Genomic DNA, 19,582 nt, shown 5'->3' with positions numbered 1-19,582 from the left:
CTCCCCGGACCGGCGCAGGCTCGCTGCCATGAACAACACACCCACCACTGACGCCTTCGCCTCCGACGCCCCGGGCCTGCTGGCCGGCAAGGTCGCCTTCATCACCGGTGCCGGTCGCGGCATCGGCGCCGCAGCGGCCCGGCTGTTCGCCCGGGAGGGCGCGCGGGTGCTGCTCGCGGCCCGGACGGAGGCAGAGCTGAAGGCGGTGACCGAGGAGGTCCGGGCGGCGGGCGGCAGCGCGGACCACGTGGCGTGCGATCTGGCCGACGCGGCCGGAGTGCGCGCCGCCGTGGACCGCGCCGTAGCTCTGTACGGACGGCTCGACATCGCTTTCAACAACGGCGCGGCCATCCAGCGGCCCGGTCCCCTGGACGAGTTGCCGGAGGCCGACTTCGACCACCTCTACACCGTGAACCTCAAGAGCGTCTGGGTGTCCATGGTCGCCGAGGTCGCCGCCATCCGCGCCACCGCCCAAACCGGGGCCATCGTGAACAACTCGTCCATCGGCAGCCTGCGGGCCAACCCTGAACTGCCCGCCTACGGCGCGATGAAGCGGGCGGTCAACAGCCTCACCGAGTCGGCCGCCGTCACCTACGGCCCAGAGGGCATCCGTGTCAACGCGATCGCTCCCGGCGGCACGCTGACCGACATGATCCGTGCGTGGGAGGCGGAATCGCCCGGCCTCCTGGAGCGTCTGACAGCGAGCATCCCGCTCGGCCGGACCGCCGCCCCCGACGAGATCGCCCAGGCCGCCGCCTGGCTCCTGAGCGACCGCGCCTCCTACGTGACCGGTACGGTCCTGCGCGTCGACGGCGGGGCCCGGGCCTGAACCGCGGCACCGCCGGATCGGTGCCGGCTTCCCGTTCCCGCCCCCGGTTGTGATCTCCCCCATTGCGGTCCCAGGGCCGGTGCGAGGAACCTCACGTGGAACGAGTGTCCGAATAACCGTTATCCGGGGCCCGCCCAGCGGTCTCCCAGGTATCGGACAGAAACGTTCGGCATCGAGGACAGGGAAGCTTTTGATGAGCACACAGCACGCGGTGGATTCGGTGGCACTGGTGAACGCTGCCCGAGCGGGTGACCCCGGGGCCCAGGACGCGCTGGTCAGTGCGTACCTCCCGCTCGTCTACAACATCGTGGGGCGTGCGTTGAACGGCTCGGTCGACGTCGACGACGTGGTGCAGGACACCATGCTGCGCGCCCTGGACGCGCTGGACGGTCTGCGCACCCCCGAGAGCTTCCGCTCCTGGCTCGTGGCGATAGCGATGAACCAGGTCCGGGCGCACTGGCAGGACCGGCAGCTCACGGCGGCCGCCGTGGAGGAAGCCGAGGAACTCGCGGATCCGGGCGCGGACTTCGTGGACCTGACCATGGTGCGGCTGCAACTGTCCGGCCAGCGCAGGGAGACGGCAAGTGCGACGCGCTGGCTGGAGCCGGACGACCGAGGACTGCTCTCGCTGTGGTGGCTGGAGTGCGCCGGCGAGCTGACCCGGGGTGAGGTCGCTGCGGCCCTGGAGCTGTCGCCCCAGCACACCGCGGTCCGCGTGCAGCGGATGAAGGCGCAGCTGGAGGCGGCTCGCGTGGTGGTACGGGCGCTCGACGCGCAGCCGCCGTGCGAGGAACTGCGGGGCGTGCTGGCCTCCTGGGACGGCCGGCCCTCGGCGCTGTGGCGCAAGCGAATAGCCCGGCACGCCCGCGACTGCGTGCGCTGTTCAGGCCTCTGGAGCGGGCTGATGCCCGCGGAGGGACTGCTGGCCGGACTGGCGCTGATCCCGGTGTCGGCGGCGCTGCTGGCGAAGATGGGGCCCGGCTCGGGCGGGATGGCCCTGGCCGGTTCGGCGTCCCTGCCTGACGCGTCCGCGGACCACGCGGAAGCGGCTCAGGCCGGCGGACACGCGGCTCCGCGCGGCCGGGCGGGCTCCCGGGGCGAAGCCCGGCGGCGCAAGCGCATCCGGCGCCGGGCCGTCGGCGGCGCCGTGGTGGCGGCCTGCGTCGCGGGCGGCGGCCTGTGGTACTTCGGAACGGACGGCGGAGCCGGGACGGAGGGCACGACCACCACACAGAGCGCCGGCGATCCGGTCGTGGACCTCTCCGCACCCAGTGCCGTGGCGACATCGCCGTCCGCCTCCGCGAAGCCGTCGCCGTCGCCGTCGAAGACCAAGAGTGCCAAGAAGACCCCGCACCCCGCGAAGAAGACCGCGTCCGCTCCCGTACGATCCCCCCGGCCGACGCGGACCGCGTCCGCCGCACCGCAGCCGCAGCCGGCCCCCGCGGGCACCGTGGCGCAGGTGGTGGCGCTGGTGAACAAGGAGCGTGCGGCCGCCGGCTGTGGCCCGCTGACCGAGAACGCCCAGCTGGACAAGGCCGCGCAGGGCCACTCCGACGACATGGCCGCCCGGAACTTCTTCGACCACACCAACCCGGACGGCGCCGACCCGGGTCAGCGCATCACCGCCGCCGGCTATCACTGGTCCACGTACGGGGAGAACATCGCGATGGGCCAGCAGACCCCGCAGTCCGTGATGGACTCCTGGATGAACAGCCCCGGCCACCGCGCCAACATTCTCAACTGCTCGTTCAAGGACATCGGGGTCGGCGTCCACAAAGGCTCGGGCGGCCCGTGGTGGACCCAGGACTTCGGCGCCAAGCTCTGAGTCCACGCCGACGGCTCCCGCACCGGCACCCCCGTCCAGGGCCCGACGGCTCAGTGGAACCGTGTTCGGGTACAGGCGCGCCTCGTCGATCCGGGCGCCGGTGCGGGTATGGTCACCGCTCTCGGAGAAATACACGGTCGGTCCGCCCCGCACCGAGTCCTCCTCGTCGGGGCGGTGACGGGATCGTCTCCCTGGCCTTCACCGCCGACGGCGCCGGCCTGTACGCGGCGGGCACGCACGTACCCGTCCAGCACTTCGACCACCCGAACACGCTTGTCCGCCGTTCCCGTCCGGCGTTAGCGTGCCGCGGTGGATCTCTTCTCACGCTCCTGGACGGCGTTGCGCACGGCGGTCGCCGATCTCGCCGACGAGGACTTCGAGCGGCCGTCCGGCTGTACCGGCTGGCTCGTGCGGGACCTGGTGTGCCACCTGGTCATCGACGCCCAGGACGTCCTGATCACCCTGGTCACGCCCGCCGAAACCGAACCGACCGTCGACGCGGTCACCTACTGGCAGCTCGTCGGACCCCCGACCGGCGACGACCCGCTCGACGCGCTGATCCCTCGGCTGGCCGCCGCGTACGGCGAGCCGTGGCTGCTCAGGTTCCATCTCGACGACGTCGGCTCCGCCGCCGGCCGTGCCGCCGAACTCGCCGATCCCGCCGCCCGCGTCAGCACCCGCGACGAGGTGCTGACCGCCGGCGACTACCTCTGCGCGTACCTGCTCGAATGGACCCTGCACCACCTCGATCTGATCGCACATCTGCCGTCGGCCGCCGGGCCGCCCGCGGAGACCCTCGCGGCGGCCCGCGCGTCGTTGGAGAAGATCGCCGGGCACCCGTTTCCCGCCTCGTTCTCCGACGAGGACGCGCTGTTGATCGGCACCGGACGTCGCACACCGACCGACGCGGAGAAGGCCGCACTGGGCGATTTCGCCACCCGCCTTCCGCTCATCCTCGGGTGAGCGGCCCCTGCTGGACTTCCGCACCGGACACGGCTTTTGCGGTCACTCCGCGCCCCGGCGAGCCTGTTGCGTCTCGCGCAGGATCGCCCAGGCGTCCGCCACGGGACCCACATGCGCGAGCTTGTCGGGGTTGCTCACCGAGCGGATCGCGGCGAGCATCCGCGCCACGTTCTCGGCACCGCGGAAGACCGGCTTCTCCGACATCAGAGACGAGTCGTCCCCGCCGTCCGTGACATCGAAAGGGGAGAACGAGGAGGACGCATGCCTGCGATGTCAGTGGGCGGAGAGCAGTTCGAGGGTGTCGATCACGCGGTGGGAGAAGCCCCACTCGTTGTCGTACCAGGCGACCACCTTGATGTGGCGGCCGTCGACCCGGGTGAGGGCGGAGTCGAAGACGGACGAGGCGGGGTTGCCCGTGATGTCGGACGACACGAGCGGGTCGTCCGAGTATTCGAGGATGCCGGCGAGCGGCCCCTGGGCCGCGGCGCGGTACGCGGCCAGCACGTCCTCGCGCGTCACGTCACGGCTGACGGTCGTGTTGAGTTCGACGATCGAGCCCACCGGAACCGGCACCCGGATCGAGTCCCCCGACAGCTTGCCGTCGAGGTTCGGCAGCACGAGACCGATGGCCTTGGCGGCCCCTGTCGTGGTCGGGACGATGTTGACGGCGGCCGCGCGAGCCCGGCGGGCGTCGCGGTGCGGGCCGTCCTGCAAGTTCTGCTCCTGCGTGTAGGCGTGCACCGTCGTCATGAAACCGTGCTCGATGCCGGCGAGTTCGTCGAGCACCGCCGCCAGCGGCGCAAGCGCGTTGGTCGTGCAGGAGGCGTTCGAGACGATCGTGTGCAGGGCCGGGTCGTACGCGTCGGTGTTCACCCCGAAGGCGAGGGTGACGTCGGCGCCGTCCGACGGTGCGCTGACGAGCACCTTCTGGGCGCCCGCGTCGAGGTGGGCGCGGGCGGCCCCGGCCGATGTGAAGCGGCCGGTCGCCTCCAGCACGATGTCCACCCCGAGTTCGGCCCACGGCAGCCGCGCCGGTTCGCGCTCGGCGAGCACCGTGATGCGACGGCCGTCGACGACGAGGGCGTTCCCGTCGACGGTCACCGGCCGGCCGAGCCGCCCGGCCGTCGTGTCGTAGGCGAGCAGGCGCGCGAGAGTGGCGGGCTCCGTGAGGTCGTTGACGGCCACGACCTCCAGGGCGCTGTCGCGTTCGAGCAGTGCGCGCAGCACATTGCGTCCGATGCGGCCGAATCCGTTGATGGCGATGCGAGTCATGTGTTCCGTCCCTTCGGTTCGCCACCAGGTTCGCGGGCCGTCCCCGGCCAGGACAGAGGCGAGATCGCCACGGTTCAAAAGGATCGCGCCACACGCACGGGCGGCTACTCGCCCCGGGTGAAGGTGCGCCGGTATTCGCTCGGCGTCGTGCCGAGGATGCGCTGGAAGTGCAGCCGCAGATTCGCGCCGGTGCCCAGACCGACCTCGGCGGCGATCTGCTCCACGCTCCGCTCCGAACGTTCGAGCAGCTCACGCGCCATGTCGATGCGGGCGCGCATGACCCACTGCATCGGCGTGTACCCGGTGTCCTCGCCGAAGCGCCGCGAGAAGGTGCGCGGGGACACCGCCGCGTGCCGGGCGAGCGCCTCCAGGGTGAGGGGCTCGCCGAGCCGGTGCAGCGCCCACTCGCGGGTGGCGGCGAACCGCTCACCCAGCGGCTCGGGCACACTGCGCGGCACGTACTGCGCCTGGCCCCCGCTGCGGTAGGGGGCCGCGACCAGGCGGCGGGCCGCGTGGTTGGAGGCGGCCACGCCGAGGTCGCCGCGCAGGATGTGCAGGCACAGATCGATGCCCGAGGCGGCGCCGGCCGAGGTCAGCACGCTGCCCTCGTCGACGAACAGGACGTTCTCGTCGACCTGGACGAGCGGATGCTTCGCCGCCAGTGCCCGTGCGTAATGCCAGTGCGTAGTGGCGCGCCTGCCGTCGAGCAGGCCCGTGGCGGCGAGGGCGAAGGCGCCCGTCGAGATGGCGGCGAGCCGAGCGCCGCGGGCGTGGGCGGCGCGCAGCGCGTCGACGACGGCCACCGGTGGGTCCTCGCGGTCGGGAAACCGGTAGCCGGGCACGAAGACGATGTCAGCCCACACGAGCGCGTCGAGGCCGTGGGCGACGTGGTACGACAGGCCGTCGCCACCGGTCACGAGCCCGGGGGCCGCACCGCACACCCGCACTTCGTACGGCATGCTCGCGCGGGTCGTGAACACCTGTGCGGGAATGCCGACATCGAGCGGCTTCGCACCTTCGAGCACCAGGACGGCGACGCGACGCAGACGGGAGGCGGACACGGGGAGCAGGGTACGTGGTGGTGCGCGGTACGGGTGCGGGTCAGCGCCCGAGCCGGCGTCGTCCTGAGGACGTCCCGCGCGGCAGTCGGTGGCTGGTCGATGAGGTCGGCGAGCGTGGGGTCCGGCGGAGCGACCTCGCCTCGACGGGAGGCGGCGAGCATCCCGAGGAGCAGGTCGGCTCGGGCCTCGGGCACACCGTGGGAGGCCAGGTCTTCCCGGTGGTGATCGTCGCTCACGACGACGCGCCTGATCCGGCGCCCGGTCAGCTCGCCGGCGATCCGCGCGATGCCGGCCGGGTCGGGGGCCCGTGCGGCGGTGAGGGGGGGCGTCGGTCCGTCGGAGCGGCCTCCCTCGGTGAAGCGCGATCGCGGCCGCCGCGGCCAGGTCGGCATGGGCCGTCCAGGAGACCGGGCCGTCCTGTGGTGCGGCCGGTTCGCCGTCTTCAGGGCGGCACCGAGCAGCGTCCCCGTGGCGGACGCGTAAGGGCCGTTCCGCAGTGCGGTGAAGGACCGGTCGCCGCCGCCGTCGCCCTGCGTGCCGTCCTCCCGTGGACCACGGCTCTGACCGACCTGCAGCGGGGCCTGCCGGGGGAGTGGCTCGACCGGATCGAGGCCCGACCCAACTGACGTTCTGCGCGGCCGCGGCGGGCCGTCGGCGTCGGAGGTGGTACGCGTTCCCGGCGTGGCCCGGTGCGACCGCGGAGGGCGGATACGACATGACCGCCGCCTCCTGGGAGACGGCGGTCATACTCGGATCGTTCCCGATGTGGGCGGGATCCGATCGAGGGCGAACTCAGCCGCGACGGCCCGAGGGGTCGTGCGCAACCCTGTCGTGGCCCTCGTCGGCGACGGGCTGGTAGCCGATGGACCCGGCGGCCGCGCCGGATGCCGGTTCCACCGCCTGGTCCCCGTGCCCCGGCCACCATGCCGCATGGCCGATCAGCGCGGTGAGGCTCGGGGTGAAGAACATCGCCATGACGAACGCGGCGATGGCGATACCGAAGGAGACGGCGAAGCCCATCTCCGTGAGCAGCGCCTGGCCCGCCAGCATCATCGTGGCGAAGGTGGCCGCCAGGATGAAGCCCGCCGCGGCCACGGTCGGCCCGGTCTGCCGCAGTGCCATGCCTGCTGCCTCACGCGGGCTGCGGCCCTCGCGGGCCTCCTCGCGAAGCCGGGCGATCATGAGGATGTTGTAGTCGGTTCCGATGGCGACCACGAAGAGATACATGATCACCGGGAGCAGGAACATCAGGCCGGAGTGTCCCACCCCCTTCTGGAAGATCCACACGGTGGAGCCGAGGGTGGCGCCGAAGCCGAGGCCCACCGAGGCCATCAGGTACCAGGGGGCGACGATGCTGCGCAGCAGCAGCCCCAGGATGATCATGATGAGGACAGCGGCTACGGGGAAGACCGTCCGGTAGTCGTGGTTGACCGCGGAGTCGATGTCCTTGTAGATCGAGGAGAGGCCGCCGACGACGGCTTCGGTGCCGGAGGGGGCGTTGGAGTGCGCGACCTCGCGAATGTCACCCACGGCATCGATCGCCTTGTCCGTCGACGCCTCGTACTTGAGCGTGACGGTGAAGTCGGCGGTGGTGCCCGGCTTGTTCAACTGGGTGATACGAGCACTCGCGACGCCGTCCACGGCACCGAGCTTCTTCGCGTACGCGTCGAAGGTGGTCTTGTCCAGCGGCTTGCCGTCGGTGCTGGACAGGTAGACATCGGTCGGCGCGGCGGCACCCGCCGAGTACGCGTCCTTCATCTCGTCCTGGACGACCATGGACTCCTTGGTCTTCGGCATGGAGCCCGACGCCAGGTCGAACGTGGCGTTGTAGCCGAACGTACCGAGTGACAGCACGACCAGGATGAGGCCGGACACCGCCGCGGTCAGCGCCGGGCGGCGCTGCACACCACGGCCGAGGGCGGCGAAACGGGCGTTGTTCGGCTCGTGCTTCCAGGACTTGGACGGCCAGAAGACCTTCGGTCCGATGAGCGACACCACGGCCGGGATCAGGGTCAGGCCCGCGACCAGGGTGGCGCCGACCGCGATGGCGAGGGCCGGGCCCATCTGCCGGAGGAAGCCGAGTGTGGACAGCGTCAGCGCGAGGAAGGCGATGATGACCGCTCCGGCGGCCGAGGCGATGGCCTCACCGACCCGGCCGACCGCGTTGATCATGGCCATCTTGGGCTCGTCGCCGGCCCGCAGACGTTCGCGGTAGCGGAACATCAGGAAGAGGAAGTAGTCCGTTCCCACGCCGAAGAGCACGACGATGAGAATTGACGAAATCGAGCTGTTGGCCTGGAGATCGAACAGTTTGGTGGCATACGCGATCAGCCCGTTGGCGATGGCGGAGACCACACCGATCAGTACGAGGGGGAGTACGGCCAGGATCGGCGCCCGGAAGATGATCAGCAGAGTGATCAGGATGATGGCGAAGGTGCCGATGCCGATCACCGCATCGCCGCGCTTGGACGAATCCTGTTGATCGAGGGACTGCGCGGCAGGGCCGCCGAGCTTGACCTCGAGGTGCGTGCCGCCGGTCAACTTCTTGGCGTCCTCGCGGAGCGACTTGGCGGCGTCCGCCTGTTTGGGCTGGCCGGCGGTCTTGTCGTTCATCTGGACCAGGGTCATGCCGTACTTGCCGTCCTTGGACGGCGGGCCGGGGATGACCTTTTGTACCTGGTCGATGTGCTTATTGCCCAGTTCGGTGGTGATCCGGGCGATGTCCTTCGCGTCGGCGGCGGTCAGCTTGCCGCCGTCGGTGCGCTGGTACAGCGCGATCGCCGAGGGAGTGAAGGCGCTGGGGAACGCCTTGTCCTGGACAGTCGACGCTTTGATGGATTCGTAGCTCTTGGGTAGGAAGCTGCTCTCATCAGTGCTCGAGGGAAGGCTCGGCGCAGTCGCGACGATGGCAACCGCCGCGATTAACCACGCCACTATCGTCCAGATGGGATGACGGACGACAGTGTTCCCGATACGTCGGAACATGCGGGGGGTCCTCCTGGGTGGGAAGATCACCGCCGCCCGGGGAGCGGACCCTGGCATCGGCGACCCCGACCGGCATTCACCAAGGGGCCGGTCGAATGATTGTCTTGGGATCCGATCATAGTGAATCGCGGCACGGGATCACATCCGGCGCTCACTGATGTGAGACACCGTTGACCTTCGGTTAAGACTCCCGCTGGAGAGGTGAACTCCTTATGTGGAATGGCGGGTCGGGGTGTGGCGTCGCCGGACCCGCCCTGTCTTCGATGGCTGATTTCCGACCACAAGCTGCCGCATGCGGGCCCGATTTCCCTACCCCGGGGGAAGGTTGCCATGCGCACTTTTATGATCTGTGACCTTGGCAGGGGGTGGGTCGTTCAAGATACGTGCTATCAGAACGACTTGAAGCGGTAATGGAGCAACTTGTCTGCTCTCGTACCCAGTTGGAGGGCTTGGCCACCGCCCTCGGTCCCGAGTTCCTGACCGGTCCCAGTGAAGAGGAGCGTGTCTTCCGGGCGGAACTGGCCACCGACGCACTCCGGCTCCTGGAGGATGCCGAGGTGGCGGTCGCTTCCGGGGAACCGGAGCATGTCGTGGTGGCCTTGGTCAAAGCGATCGAAGGGCTTGTCGTCCAGCTTCGGGACCGGGTGCTGGACGGTGTCGTGGCGTCGAGTCCCGCACCGGACCATTGGCCGCTCTAGGGTGTCCGGGCGCACCGGGGTGTTCGGTGCGGGTGCCGGTTCCGTCAGCAGCGGTTGAACAGTGAGGCGCCCATCGAATTCGGACCGGGGTGATTGTCCGCTTTCCGGCCGGGGTGGTTGTCCGCTTTCGGGCCGCGGTGGTTGTCCGCCGCGGAACTGCGCGGAGCCGGGCGGCTTTCGCGCGTTCCTGCCCGACGCCTTCCGCATTCTGTCGGCGGTGCTTTCCGGCGGACTTGCCGCCGGGGCGGTACGGCAAGGTCGATCAGGGTGCCGGCGGCCATGATGATGCCTCCGACGAGGCTGGTGTGCGCGAAGGACCCGATCGCCGCGTTCAGCAGGGCTGGGCCTGCTGAGAGCCGCCGGTAGGGGACTTCGCGACCTGGTCCGCGACCCCGAGGCCGGCGCCCACCGACTCATCGGCGGCGTCCGGCGCGGCGGCCGGGAGGTGACCACCGACCAGGTCGCCCGGCCTGTCCCTCGTACGCGGTGCCCAGCAGGGGACCCGGGACAGCGACGCCAAGGGAGCCGCGGAGCTTCGGCGCGGTGTCGTTGGCGCCACCGTCCGACGCCGAGTGCGGACTCGGGGAACGGGCCCGCAGGGCGCGACAGTCGCCGTCCGCACGGCCGCCCTCGGGCTGCCCCGCGTCCTGGGCGGGGCCGGCTGAAGCGGATGCCTGTATCGGTGGCGAGCCGTCAGCTCCGCCGGATCCCGCTGGGCCGGACGAGTCCGCTCTCGTAGGCGAGGATGGTCGCCTGGACCCGGTCGCGCAGCCCGAGTTTGGACAGCAGGGCGTTCACGTGGGTCTTCACGGTGCCCGTGGTCACGCCGAGTTCGGCTCCGATCTCGGCATTGGTGAGGCCGGAAGCGATCTTCAGCAGCACTTCCCGCTCTCTCGGCGTGAGCTGGCCGAGGCCCCCGGCGTCCGAGGCCGGCTGCGGGACGCCCTGCGCGAAGGCGTCGATGAGGCGCCGGGTCACGGCGGGAGCCAGGATGCCCTCGCCGGCCGCGACGACCCGGATCGCGGAGAGCAGTTCTTCGGGCTGGGCGTCCTTCAGCAGAAACCCGGACGCTCCGGCGCGCAGGGCCTCGTACACGTACTCGTCGAGGTCGAAGGTGGTCAGCACCAGCACCCGGGGCCCGTTCGCCGGCGCGGTGATCAGGCGGGTCGCGGTGAGTCCGTCCATGCCCGGCATCCGGATGTCCATCAGGACGAGGTCGGGCTCCTCGGCGCAGGCGAGCGACACCGCCGTCGCTCCGTCACCCGCCTCGGCCACGACGGTCAGGTCGGGTTCGGCGTCCACGATCGCGGCGAAGCCCGCCCGGACCACGGCCTGGTCGTCGACGACGATCACGCGTATGGCGACGGGGACACCTCCTGGACGGGGGCCGGAGCGGGTCCGGCCGGCAACGACACCCGTACATTACCGCTCGGCTCGAACACAATGCGTCCCTGCCCCGCGGTGACCTGCACACGCAGTCGCTCTGCGACCGGGCCGGCGACGGCGAGCGGTACGCCCGTCATCGTGATGTGCACGGTGCCGCGCCGCCGCCGCAGGGTCACGCGCGCCGGGCCGTGGTCTCCCGCGCCGAGCGCCGCCTCGACGATCCGGTACGCCGAGACGTCCACGGACGGCGGAAGGTCCCGCGCGGCTTCGGGCAGCCCGCGCACCCGCACATCGCGGCCGGCGGCGCGCTGCGCGCGGCACAGCGCGTCGAGGTCCCCGGCGGTCGGCGACGGAGCGAGCCTGCCGCCGGGATCCTCACCGTCGCAGAGGCCGTGCAGCATGTCCCGCATGGCGGCGAGGGCCGCCCGGGCCGCGGTGGCCACGTCGTCGAGCCGTCCCCGCCCGGCGAGGTCGACGAGCGACGCCGTGTGGTGCAGTACGGCCTCGCGCAACCTCAGCGCCAGCCGGTGACGTTCGGCCTCGGCGGCCCGCTGCGCGTGCCACATCGAACTGGCGAGCGCGAAGTCGTCGTTCGCCAGAATGCGCAGGCGCCGGCGGCGTACGACGAGTCCCGCGCCGCTCAGGGAGGCGAAGAGGGGAGCCAGCAGGATGCCCAGGAGGACCACCATCACCACGACGAGCCCGTCGACCGGGTCACCCGCCAGCGAGCCGTCGACAGCCGCCGTGGCCGTGACCACCGAAGCCGTCCCGAAGGTCGCCGCGATCACCGCCGGCCAGGTGGTGGAGGCCCCCCGCCCGTAGGCGGCGAGCGCGTACACCGCGAGCATCTCCACGAGCGTGCCCCCGACGAGAAACTGCGACACCCGTGGTGACAGAGGCGCCACGGCGACGGCCACGGGCCACAGCCAGGCCGTGGCCAGCACAGCCGCCAAGGACGCCAAGGGGGCACGTCTGCGCCACAGCAGCGGCAGCGCGTGCAGGACCAGCAGCACCGTCACGACGATCAGCTCGGGGACCGAGGCGCGCCGGGTCCGTTCCGACCAGTCCTCCGTGGCCGTGAGGGCGGTGACCACCGGCAGGACCATCGCGGTGAGCGCGAGGGCGGGATCGGCGAGCCGCTGCTCCCGCAGGACGTCGCGCCGCCACACCGGCCCGGACGGATGCCGGGGCCCGACGGTGTCGGGCAGTGTCGCGCGGACCAGCCATCCGCCGTCGGGGCCGGGGCCCGCGGTCAGCTCGCCTCCGGCCGCCGCGGCCCGTTCCCGCATCCCCGCCACGCCGCGTCCCCCGCCGAGACCGCCGGCGTCGTGTGCCGCTCCGGCGCGCGGCGGCGCGTTCTCCACCGTCAGTTCCAGCAGGCCGTCCGCCCGGCGGACGAGCACACGGGCGGCGGCGCCCGGGGCGTGCCGCAGGGCGTTGGTCAGAGCCTCGCGGACGATTCCGTGGATCGCCTCCGCCGTCGGGCCGGTCAGGTCGTCGGGCATGTGGGCCGCGACGGGCCGGCCCAGTCGGCCGAATCCCGCGACCAGTTCCTCGATATCGGCACTCGTGGTGCCAAGGCCCGGACGGTCGGTGTCCCGTAGGAGACCGACGAGTCGCTGCAGCGACTCCATGGTCTCCGCGCCGGTGCGTGCCGCGAACGACAGTGCCTCGGCGGCCAGCTCCGGCCTGCTGCCCTTGAGTCTGCGTGCGGCATCGACGGTGACGACGACCGAGGTGAGGTGATGGGCGCTCACGTCGTGCAGCTCGCGGGCGAGGCGCCGGCGCTCCTGGTCGCCCGCCGTCCGGCGGGCGTGCTCCGCTCCGGCCAGCCGGCGGGCCGCGGTCAGCCGCCCGCCGAGCCACTGGCGCCGCGCCTCGCCGAGCCCCGCGCACAGGACGTACGCGCTCAGGGCGAGCGCCATCGTCAGGAGCGAGGCGCGAAAGCCCTCGAGTACGGCGGACAGCACCCACTCGACGCCCACGGCTGCGGCGACGGCCCGGACCGTCACCGGCACGGGGCAGCGGACGGCGACCGAGTACACGGCGACCAGCGAGCCGGGGCCGATGTAGCCGTCCTGCCAAGCGACCGTGCCCAGGAGGTAGGCACACAGCGTCCCGGCCAGCGCCCGCACGGGTGCCTGCCGACGCCGGCTCAGCGCGGCCGTCTCCAGGGACAGGGCACACGCGACGGCGATCAGGCCCGGCAGGCCGGGTTTCTCGTCCGGGCCCAGCGCGGTCCACATCAGGGCGCTCTGTCCGGCTGCCAGGACGAGGGGCAGAAGCCAGTTGCGTATCGTCTCCATCTCGGCGACGAGCCTAGAGGGCCGCCAGGACGGCGGGCACCGGCCCTGAGACCGAGGCCCGTCCCTACCCAGCGATAGAGGCGCCGTTCGTGCCGCAGGGCGACGGCAGGGCCGGGTGCGGCAGGAAAGGGTGGTGTCATGACGACTTCACCGTTGCCCGAACCCCTGCCTTACCATCGACTCGCCCGGCTGTCGGTGCACCACCGGTGGTGGCGCCCCTGGGTGGGGACCCTGGTCGTGGCCTTGGTCTACACGATCGCCGTGACCACTCTCTACCTCGTCTTCGACGCGTGGGGTTCCCGGAAGGGATACCCCAAGGGCCCCGACGGATCGGTGGAGTTCGGACCTGTTTCGGGCACCGCCGTGGACCTGCTCCTTCTCGCCGTGGGGATACCCGTCGTGCTGCTGGCCGTGCGCTGGATCGGGCAGCGCCCGGCGGGCACGGTCTCCTCCGTGACCGGCCGGCTCAGATGGCGCCTGCTGGCGCTGTGCGTGCTGACGGCCCTGCCGATCGTCGCCCTGTCGACGGTCGGCATGCTGCTGCTGCCCACGGACGGCGGCCAGGAGTCCCGGTGGGCGGGATGGACGGTCTTCGGGCCCGCGCTGGCCATGCTCGTCGTGCTGGTTCCCCTGCAGACGGCCGCCGAGGAGTACATGTTCCGGGGCTGGCTGACGCAGGCCGTCGGCGCCTTGGCGCGCTCGCCCTGGTGGGCGATCCTGCCCCAGGCCGTCCTGTTCGCCGCCGCACACGGCTGGGGAACGGTGTGGGGTTTCGCCGATCTGGTGGTGTTCGGGGTGACGGCGGGCTGGCTGACCTGGCGCACGGGCGGTCTGGAGGCGGCCATCGGGCTGCACGCGGTCAACAACCTGCTTTCCTTCGGCTTCGCGGCCGCCGTCGTCGACGGGCTCAAGAGCGACGAGACGGCGGCGGACGCCCCCTGGCAGGTCGTCGCGATCGACGTCGTGAGCATCCTGCTGTACGCGGCGGCCGTCGTGTGGTGGACGCGCCGCCGTCCGCCGGTCCGTCAGGCCCCGGCGCCGCTCCCGCCCGTGCCACCCGCCGTCGCCACCTCGTACGCACCACTCACGGGCGCTCCCGTGTCGCCGACCTGGCCGGGCCGGCCCACGCCGGGCGCACCCGTCGCGCCCCCGTACCCGAACGCCGGAGCGGGAGGCGGCGACCGGGCATGAGCCGGCGGACGGAAGTCAAGGTCCGTGCGCCGGATGTGCCGAAAACAGTCGACGTACCGCCCACCATGGGAGGTACAGGGCGTAAACCGACCCGGGAGGGGAAGGGTGCTGTACGGCGCACTGCGGGGAGCGGTCGGCTGTGCCCGGGATGCCGGGCCTGGTGCACGGGGGAGGGGACCGGGCATGGGCGGGCAGCCCCTGTACCTCGAACCGCGGCTGGAACCGCGGCTGCGGTCCCTGCTGGAGGCCCCCGGGCTGCTGCACACGCTCACGGACGCCCTCGGCTCGCCGCTGCACGTCGTCGTGCCCGACCAGATCGCCGAGAACGTGCGGCGGTTCCGGTCGGTGTACCGCGACCACCACCTTTCCGGCCAGATCTTCTTCGCCCACAAGGCCAATCGGTCCAGCGCCCTGCTGAGGCGGCTGGCCGCCACGGACGCCGGCGTGGACGTCGCCTCGCTGGAGGAGCTGCAGCACGCTCTCGGCGCCGGTTTCACCCCCGACCGCATCACCGCCACCGGCCCGAAGAACCGGGAGTTCCTCTGGCTGGCCGCTCGTACGTCGGTCGCCGTCAGCACCGACAGCCGGGACGAGTTGGAACAGCTGGCCACTCTGGTGCGCCGGCACGCGCTGCCCCGATGCCGCGTCCTGTTGCGGCTGTCGGGATTCGAGACCGCCGGTGTGCGGGTGCTGAGCAGGCGCAGCCGCTTCGGCTCACCCGTACGGGAGTTGGACCCGCTCCTGGAGGCCGTCGAGCGCCACCATGACGCCGTCGACCTCACCGGTGTGGCCTGTCACCTGGACACCATCAGCCTCGACGAGAAGGCGGCGGCCCTCGAAGGCTGTCTGCGGGTGCTGGAGGAGTGCCGAAGCAGGGGACTGCGGCCGTCGGCCGTGGACGCCGGTGGCGGATTCGGCGTCGGTTATGTCGCCGAGCGCGAGCAGTGGGAGCGTTACACGACCGAACTCACCGCCGCCGTCCTGGGCACCCGACCGCCCCTGACCTGGGGCGGGTACGGCTACGGGCTGCGCGGCGAGGCCGGCACGCTGCGCGGGACGCTCGGGCTCTACCCGGCCCACCGGCCCGTCGCCGCGGCGCGCTACCTCGACGAACTGCTCGCGCGTCCGGCCACGTCCTTCGACGGCCGGCCGCTGGCCGCGCTGTTGCTGGACCACCTCTACGACCTGCACACCGAACCCGGGCGGGCGCTGGTGGACCAGTGCGGACTGACCCTCGCCACCGTGCTGGAGGTGCGCACCCAGCGGAGCGGCGGGGAACTCCTCGTACGACTGGAGGCGAAGGCCGACGACATCGCCCTGGAGGAACACGGCGTGCTCGTGGATCCTGTCGTCCTCCCGCGGGACGCGGCCCGCACCGGCCCCGCACACCCGGTCGCCGTCCATCTCTTCGGCAGCCTCTGCCTGGAGACGGACCTCATCACACGGCGGACGGTCTTCCTGCCCCGCCGCCCCGAGCCCGGCGACCTGATGGCCTTCGCGAACACCGCCGGTTACTGCATGGACTTCCACGCCACCCGCGCCCAGCGCCGGCCCGTGGGCCGCAAGATCGCCGCCTGGCAGGACGACGGTTCGTGGCGGTGGTGCCTGGACGATCAGTACTGGCCGACCACTTCCGTGGGGGGAGCGCAGTGAGGTACGACAGCATCACCGACGCCATCGGAAACACGCCGCTGGTGCGCATCGACCCGGCCGTGCACGGTCTGCGGCACATCGACCTGTACGCCAAGCTGGAGCTGCTCAACCCGTTCGGATCGGTCAAGGACCGGGCCGCCTGGCACATGGCGCGCCCGCACCTCACCGGCGCCGACGACAGCGGCCGGCAGGTCGTGGAGCTGTCCAGCGGCAACACCGCCAAGGCCCTGGCCGTGCTCGCGGGGATGCACGGACTCGGCTTCAAGAGCGTCACCAACCGGATGCGCATCCCGGAGATCAAGGACCTCCTGCTGCTCCTCGGCGCGGAGATCGAGGAGCTCCCCGGCCAGAGCGAATGCCTCGACCCCACGGCCACCGAAGACCCGCTCACCCTCTTCCACCGGGCACTGTCCGAACCCGGCAGTGCCTACCTGCACACCGACCAGTACTTCAACCCGCGCAACACCGAGGCCCATCTCACCGGCACCGGACCGGAGATCGTCAAGGACCTGGACGGCCGGGCACCGGACTGGTTCATCGCCTGCGTGGGCACCGCCGGTTCCTCGACCGGCGTCGCCCGGGTGCTGCGCGAACACGACCCCGCGGTACGGGTCGTCGGGCTGGTCGCGGCCAAGTCCGACTTCATCCCCGGCATCCGTACCATCGACGAAGCCCACGAGGTCGGGCTGTTCGACCCCGGCACCTACGACACGATCGAGTCGGTGAGCGCCGATGACGCCATCGAGGGCATGCTGACCCTGAACCGCCGCTGCGGCATCCTGGCCGGCCCCACGGGAGGCGCCGCCTACTTCGGCACCGTCCGCCAATTGCGCGACATCGAGCATGAATTGACGGAGCATCAGTCAGCCGTGTTCATCGTGTGCGACCGCGTCGAGAGTTACCTGAGCTACGTCCGCCGACGGCGCCCCGACCTGTTCGGCCGGCCCCGGCGCAGGAATTCACCGGCCGACCTGCCCGAGGCCGAGATACGCGCCGCCCCGTCCATCGGCGTCGCCGAGGCCCGGACGTGGATCGCCACCGGCCGGCCTCTCGTCGTCGATCTGCGCAGCCCCTCCGCCTACGCCGCCCTGCACATCGACGGTTCGGTCAACGTCGTCGACGCGCTGTTCGAGGAACTGCTCCATGGCGGCCTGCCCTTCAGCCGCAGTCGCCCGGTGCTGCTCGCCTGCCCGGTCGGTGAGCAGTCCGCCCGCTACGCCGCGCTGCTGACCCGGATGGGACACCCGGACGTCCGCAGCCTGAGCGGCGGCATCATCGCCTGGCGCGACGCCGGCGCCCCGCTGGTACGGGACTGAACGCCGTGGCCGTACCCGACCATGCCGCCGCGACCGAGGAGCTGAGGGCCTGGCAGCAGGCCCTGCGCGCCCAGTTCCCGATCGTCACCGGGCACCCCGACCTGGTCTACCTCGACAGCGCGGCCACCGCCCAGAAGCCACGCGCCGTACTCGACGCCGTCCAGACCTACCTCACCACGACCAACGCCAACGCCGGGCGCGGCACCTACACCTGGGCCAACCGGACCACGACCCTGGTCGAGCAGGCCCGCGACCGGGTCAAGCGGTTCCTGGGCGACCCGGCCCCCGAGCGGTCGAGCGTGCACTTCACCAGCGGCGCCACCGAGGGACTGCGCACCGTCGGCCGGGACTGGCTTCCCCGGTTCCTCGCCGACGGTGACGAGATCGTCGTACCCGTCGCCGACCACCAGGCCAACATCTCGCCCTGGGAGGAGGCCCGACGGCAACTGGCCCGTCAAGGCGTCCACGTCAAGCTCCTGCCCATGCCCTACCAGCAGGCCTCGGGAGACTACGACCACACCGCGTTGGCGGACATCGCCGGTCCCCGCACCAGATGCGTCGCCGTCACCCACGTCCACCACGTCTACGGCGGCGACATGAACATCCACCGCATCCGCCGGGCGGTCGGGCCGGACGCCGTGATCTGCCTGGACGCCGCCCAGAGCGTCGGCCATCTGCCGGTGGAGCTGTCACGTCTGGACGCCGACTTCGTCGTCTTCTCGGGACACAAGGCCATGGCCCTGCCCGGTTCGGGAGCCGTCTGGGCGCGCCAGGCGCGCGGACCGGAATTCGCCCCGGGCGGCTGGTCGGGCACACCCAACACCGTCGGTATCGCCTCGCTGGTCGCGGCGCTGGACTGGCTGGACGGTGCCGGGACCGAACGGATCGAGCGGTGGACGGTGGCCCTGGCGGCCCGGCTCACCGAGGCGCTGCGCCACCTCGACGCCTACGAGGTCCTCGGCTGCCGGACGAGTCTGGCCGCCGACTCGCCCGTTCAACGGCGCCAGGGCATCGTCACCTTCCGGCACCGCGACATCGACTCCGGCGATCTGGGTTTCATCCTCTTCAGCCACGGCTTCATGGTCCGGTCCGACAGCCACTGCCAGGGCGGCGCGGGGGAGAAGAGCGACTCGGTGCGGGTGAGCCTGCACGTATACAACAGCACCGAGGAGATCGACCGTCTGTTATCCGTCCTCACCACCTTGGGGTGACACGGCCGACCAGGCGCGTAATGGAAACCGTTTCCACCTGTAAGGTCGGCGCCGGACAAGCGAGTTCAGGTGCGAGACGGCAAGGTGGGACGACCGGATGGGGCTGAGCCTGGCGACGGCCGAGCGATGGGTGGAACGCTGGGAACGTCAGCAACAACGGTATGCCGTCGACCGGGAGGAGCGTTTCACGGTCATCGCCGACGTCGTCGAGCACATCATCGCCGCGGGCGCGCACCGCCCCCTGATCGCGGACCTCGGCTGCGGCCCCGGGTCGCTGGCGGCCCGGCTGGCCCGGCGGCTGCCGGACGCGGACATCGTGGCCGTGGACCGGGACCCGCTGCTGCTGGAGCTGGCCCGCACCCACCACGCGGACGCGGCCCGCTACGTCGACGCGGTGATCGGTGCACCCGGCTGGACCGAGGCCCTGGGTCTCGACCGCCCCCTGGACGCGGCCGTGTCCACGACGGCACTGCACTACCTCGGCCCGGACGTCCTGAGCCGTGCCTATCGGGAACTCGCGGCACTCCTGCGCCCCGGCGGCATCCTCGTCAACGGCGACCACCTCCCGCAGGACGACGCCGCACTCGCCGCCATCGCCCGGTGTGCCGGCCGCCGCCGGGCGGAGCGGCAGCGGGCCTACGCCCACGAGGACTGGGTCTCCTGGTGGACGGCCGTCGCCGAGGACCCCGAACTGGCCGACCTCCTCGCCGAACGCCACGCCCGTCAGCCGGTGACCGGCGCCGAAGGCGCCGCCGGCCTCCCCTTGTCCGCGCACGTACGACTGCTGCGGGAGGCGGGCTTCCGACACGCGGGTCCCGTCTGGCAGTACGGCGACAGTCATGTGGTGGTCGCGATCCGCTGAGCCGTGCGTCGGCGGTGGGCCTGA

Annotated in this window: 16 protein-coding genes and 1 pseudogene; 10 read left to right on the top strand and 7 right to left on the bottom strand. The window is 71.6% G+C overall.

Going from position 1 to position 19,582, the window contains the following annotated elements:
• Positions 1-28 precede the first annotated feature (28 nt).
• The 3 genes from AVL59_RS26050 (at position 29) to AVL59_RS26040 (ending at position 3,617) form a co-directional block, all read left to right on the top strand.
• Positions 29-829, top strand: coding sequence for an SDR family NAD(P)-dependent oxidoreductase (locus tag AVL59_RS26050; protein ID WP_067308823.1), 801 nt, complete (start codon positions 29-31; stop codon positions 827-829).
• 193 nt (positions 830-1,022) lie between these two features.
• The gene (locus AVL59_RS26045; protein WP_067308820.1) at positions 1,023-2,654 is read left to right on the top strand and encodes a sigma-70 family RNA polymerase sigma factor; all 1,632 of its coding nucleotides are present in this window, start codon (positions 1,023-1,025) and stop codon (positions 2,652-2,654) included.
• 309 nt (positions 2,655-2,963) lie between these two features.
• The gene (locus AVL59_RS26040) at positions 2,964-3,617 is read left to right on the top strand and encodes a maleylpyruvate isomerase N-terminal domain-containing protein (protein WP_067308817.1); all 654 of its coding nucleotides are present in this window, start codon (positions 2,964-2,966) and stop codon (positions 3,615-3,617) included.
• Between the two features lie 42 nt (positions 3,618-3,659).
• On the opposite strand, the gene AVL59_RS50870 is transcribed toward AVL59_RS26040, so the two are convergent.
• The 3 genes from AVL59_RS50870 to AVL59_RS26030 form a co-directional block, all read right to left on the bottom strand.
• Positions 3,660-3,821: a hypothetical protein gene (locus AVL59_RS50870; RefSeq protein ID WP_372450289.1), complete on the bottom strand. Its 162-nt coding sequence runs from the start codon at positions 3,819-3,821 to the stop codon at positions 3,660-3,662.
• Between the two features lie 69 nt (positions 3,822-3,890).
• Positions 3,891-4,889, bottom strand: coding sequence for a type I glyceraldehyde-3-phosphate dehydrogenase (gene gap / locus AVL59_RS26035; RefSeq protein WP_067308815.1), 999 nt, complete (start codon positions 4,887-4,889; stop codon positions 3,891-3,893).
• Positions 4,890-4,993: 104 nt separating this feature from the next.
• Entirely contained in the window at positions 4,994-5,950 is a 957-nt protein-coding gene (locus AVL59_RS26030; RefSeq protein ID WP_067308812.1) for a GlxA family transcriptional regulator, read from the bottom strand.
• Positions 5,951-6,369: 419 nt separating this feature from the next.
• Between AVL59_RS26030 and AVL59_RS26025 the strand changes: the two genes are divergently transcribed.
• A complete protein-coding gene (locus AVL59_RS26025; RefSeq protein WP_067308809.1) occupies positions 6,370-6,576 on the top strand; it encodes a hypothetical protein in 207 nt (68 codons plus the stop codon).
• Between the two features lie 166 nt (positions 6,577-6,742).
• On the opposite strand, the gene AVL59_RS26020 is transcribed toward AVL59_RS26025, so the two are convergent.
• Positions 6,743-8,935 carry an MMPL family transporter gene (locus AVL59_RS26020; protein ID WP_067308806.1) on the bottom strand — a complete coding sequence of 731 codons (2,193 nt, stop codon included), beginning with the start codon at positions 8,933-8,935 and terminating at the stop codon, positions 6,743-6,745.
• Positions 8,936-9,384: 449 nt separating this feature from the next.
• Here AVL59_RS26020 and AVL59_RS26015 point away from each other — a divergent pair, with 449 nt between their 5' ends.
• Entirely contained in the window at positions 9,385-9,633 is a 249-nt protein-coding gene (locus AVL59_RS26015; RefSeq protein WP_159400083.1) for a hypothetical protein, read from the top strand.
• Positions 9,634-9,860: 227 nt separating this feature from the next.
• On the opposite strand, the pseudogene AVL59_RS54995 reads toward AVL59_RS26015, so the two are convergent.
• The 3 genes and pseudogenes from AVL59_RS54995 to AVL59_RS26005 all read right to left on the bottom strand — a co-directional run.
• Positions 9,861-10,227: pseudogene (locus tag AVL59_RS54995) on the bottom strand (MFS transporter); the annotation flags it as partial.
• A 99-nt stretch (positions 10,228-10,326) separates the two neighbouring features.
• On the bottom strand, positions 10,327-10,986 hold the full coding sequence (locus tag AVL59_RS26010) for a response regulator (protein ID WP_079146991.1): 660 nt from the start codon (positions 10,984-10,986) through the stop codon (positions 10,327-10,329).
• Positions 10,983-13,325: a sensor histidine kinase gene (locus AVL59_RS26005; RefSeq protein WP_067308799.1), complete on the bottom strand. Its 2,343-nt coding sequence runs from the start codon at positions 13,323-13,325 to the stop codon at positions 10,983-10,985. The genes AVL59_RS26010 and AVL59_RS26005 overlap by 4 nt, the downstream gene beginning before the upstream one ends.
• Positions 13,326-13,463: 138 nt before the next feature.
• Here AVL59_RS26005 and AVL59_RS26000 point away from each other — a divergent pair, with 138 nt between their 5' ends.
• The 5 genes from AVL59_RS26000 to AVL59_RS25980 all read left to right on the top strand — a co-directional run bounded on the left by AVL59_RS26000 (position 13,464) and on the right by AVL59_RS25980 (position 19,558).
• Positions 13,464-14,516, top strand: coding sequence for a CPBP family intramembrane glutamic endopeptidase (locus tag AVL59_RS26000; RefSeq protein WP_067308797.1), 1,053 nt, complete (start codon positions 13,464-13,466; stop codon positions 14,514-14,516).
• A gap of 183 nt (positions 14,517-14,699) precedes the next feature.
• Positions 14,700-16,169, top strand: a complete 1,470-nt coding sequence (locus AVL59_RS25995; protein ID WP_067308795.1) for a type III PLP-dependent enzyme domain-containing protein — start codon at positions 14,700-14,702, stop codon at positions 16,167-16,169.
• Positions 16,166-17,485: a pyridoxal-phosphate dependent enzyme gene (locus tag AVL59_RS25990; protein WP_067308793.1), complete on the top strand. Its 1,320-nt coding sequence runs from the start codon at positions 16,166-16,168 to the stop codon at positions 17,483-17,485. The genes AVL59_RS25995 and AVL59_RS25990 overlap by 4 nt, the downstream gene beginning before the upstream one ends.
• A 5-nt stretch (positions 17,486-17,490) precedes the next feature.
• Complete coding sequence (locus AVL59_RS25985; RefSeq protein ID WP_067308790.1) at positions 17,491-18,696, top strand: aminotransferase class V-fold PLP-dependent enzyme; 1,206 nt, start codon at positions 17,491-17,493, stop codon at positions 18,694-18,696.
• Positions 18,697-18,793: 97 nt separating this feature from the next.
• A complete protein-coding gene (locus AVL59_RS25980; RefSeq protein WP_067308787.1) occupies positions 18,794-19,558 on the top strand; it encodes a class I SAM-dependent methyltransferase in 765 nt (254 codons plus the stop codon).
• The last annotated feature ends 24 nt before the right edge of the window (positions 19,559-19,582 follow it).

This window comes from Streptomyces griseochromogenes, assembly GCF_001542625.1.
Lineage (GTDB): Bacteria > Actinomycetota > Actinomycetes > Streptomycetales > Streptomycetaceae > Streptomyces > Streptomyces griseochromogenes.
Note: the sequence above shows the minus strand (reverse complement) of the source record. Positions and strands in the feature narration are given on the sequence as shown.

What these genes read in the sequence shown, in the direction of transcription:
- AVL59_RS50870 (WP_372450289.1), bottom strand. Translation starts at nt 3,821, where the DNA reads ATGTCGGAGAAGCCGGTCTTCCGCGGTGCCGAGAACGTGGCGCGGATG.
- AVL59_RS26005 (WP_067308799.1), bottom strand. Translation starts at nt 13,325, where the DNA reads ATGGAGACGATACGCAACTGGCTTCTGCCCCTCGTCCTGGCAGCCGGA.
- AVL59_RS26020 (WP_067308806.1), bottom strand. Translation starts at nt 8,935, where the DNA reads ATGTTCCGACGTATCGGGAACACTGTCGTCCGTCATCCCATCTGGACG.
- AVL59_RS26000 (WP_067308797.1), top strand. Translation starts at nt 13,464, where the DNA reads ATGACGACTTCACCGTTGCCCGAACCCCTGCCTTACCATCGACTCGCC.
- gap (WP_067308815.1), bottom strand. Translation starts at nt 4,889, where the DNA reads ATGACTCGCATCGCCATCAACGGATTCGGCCGCATCGGACGCAATGTG.
- AVL59_RS25980 (WP_067308787.1), top strand. Translation starts at nt 18,794, where the DNA reads ATGGGGCTGAGCCTGGCGACGGCCGAGCGATGGGTGGAACGCTGGGAA.
- AVL59_RS26045 (WP_067308820.1), top strand. Translation starts at nt 1,023, where the DNA reads ATGAGCACACAGCACGCGGTGGATTCGGTGGCACTGGTGAACGCTGCC.
- AVL59_RS25995 (WP_067308795.1), top strand. Translation starts at nt 14,700, where the DNA reads ATGGGCGGGCAGCCCCTGTACCTCGAACCGCGGCTGGAACCGCGGCTG.
- AVL59_RS26050 (WP_067308823.1), top strand. Translation starts at nt 29, where the DNA reads ATGAACAACACACCCACCACTGACGCCTTCGCCTCCGACGCCCCGGGC.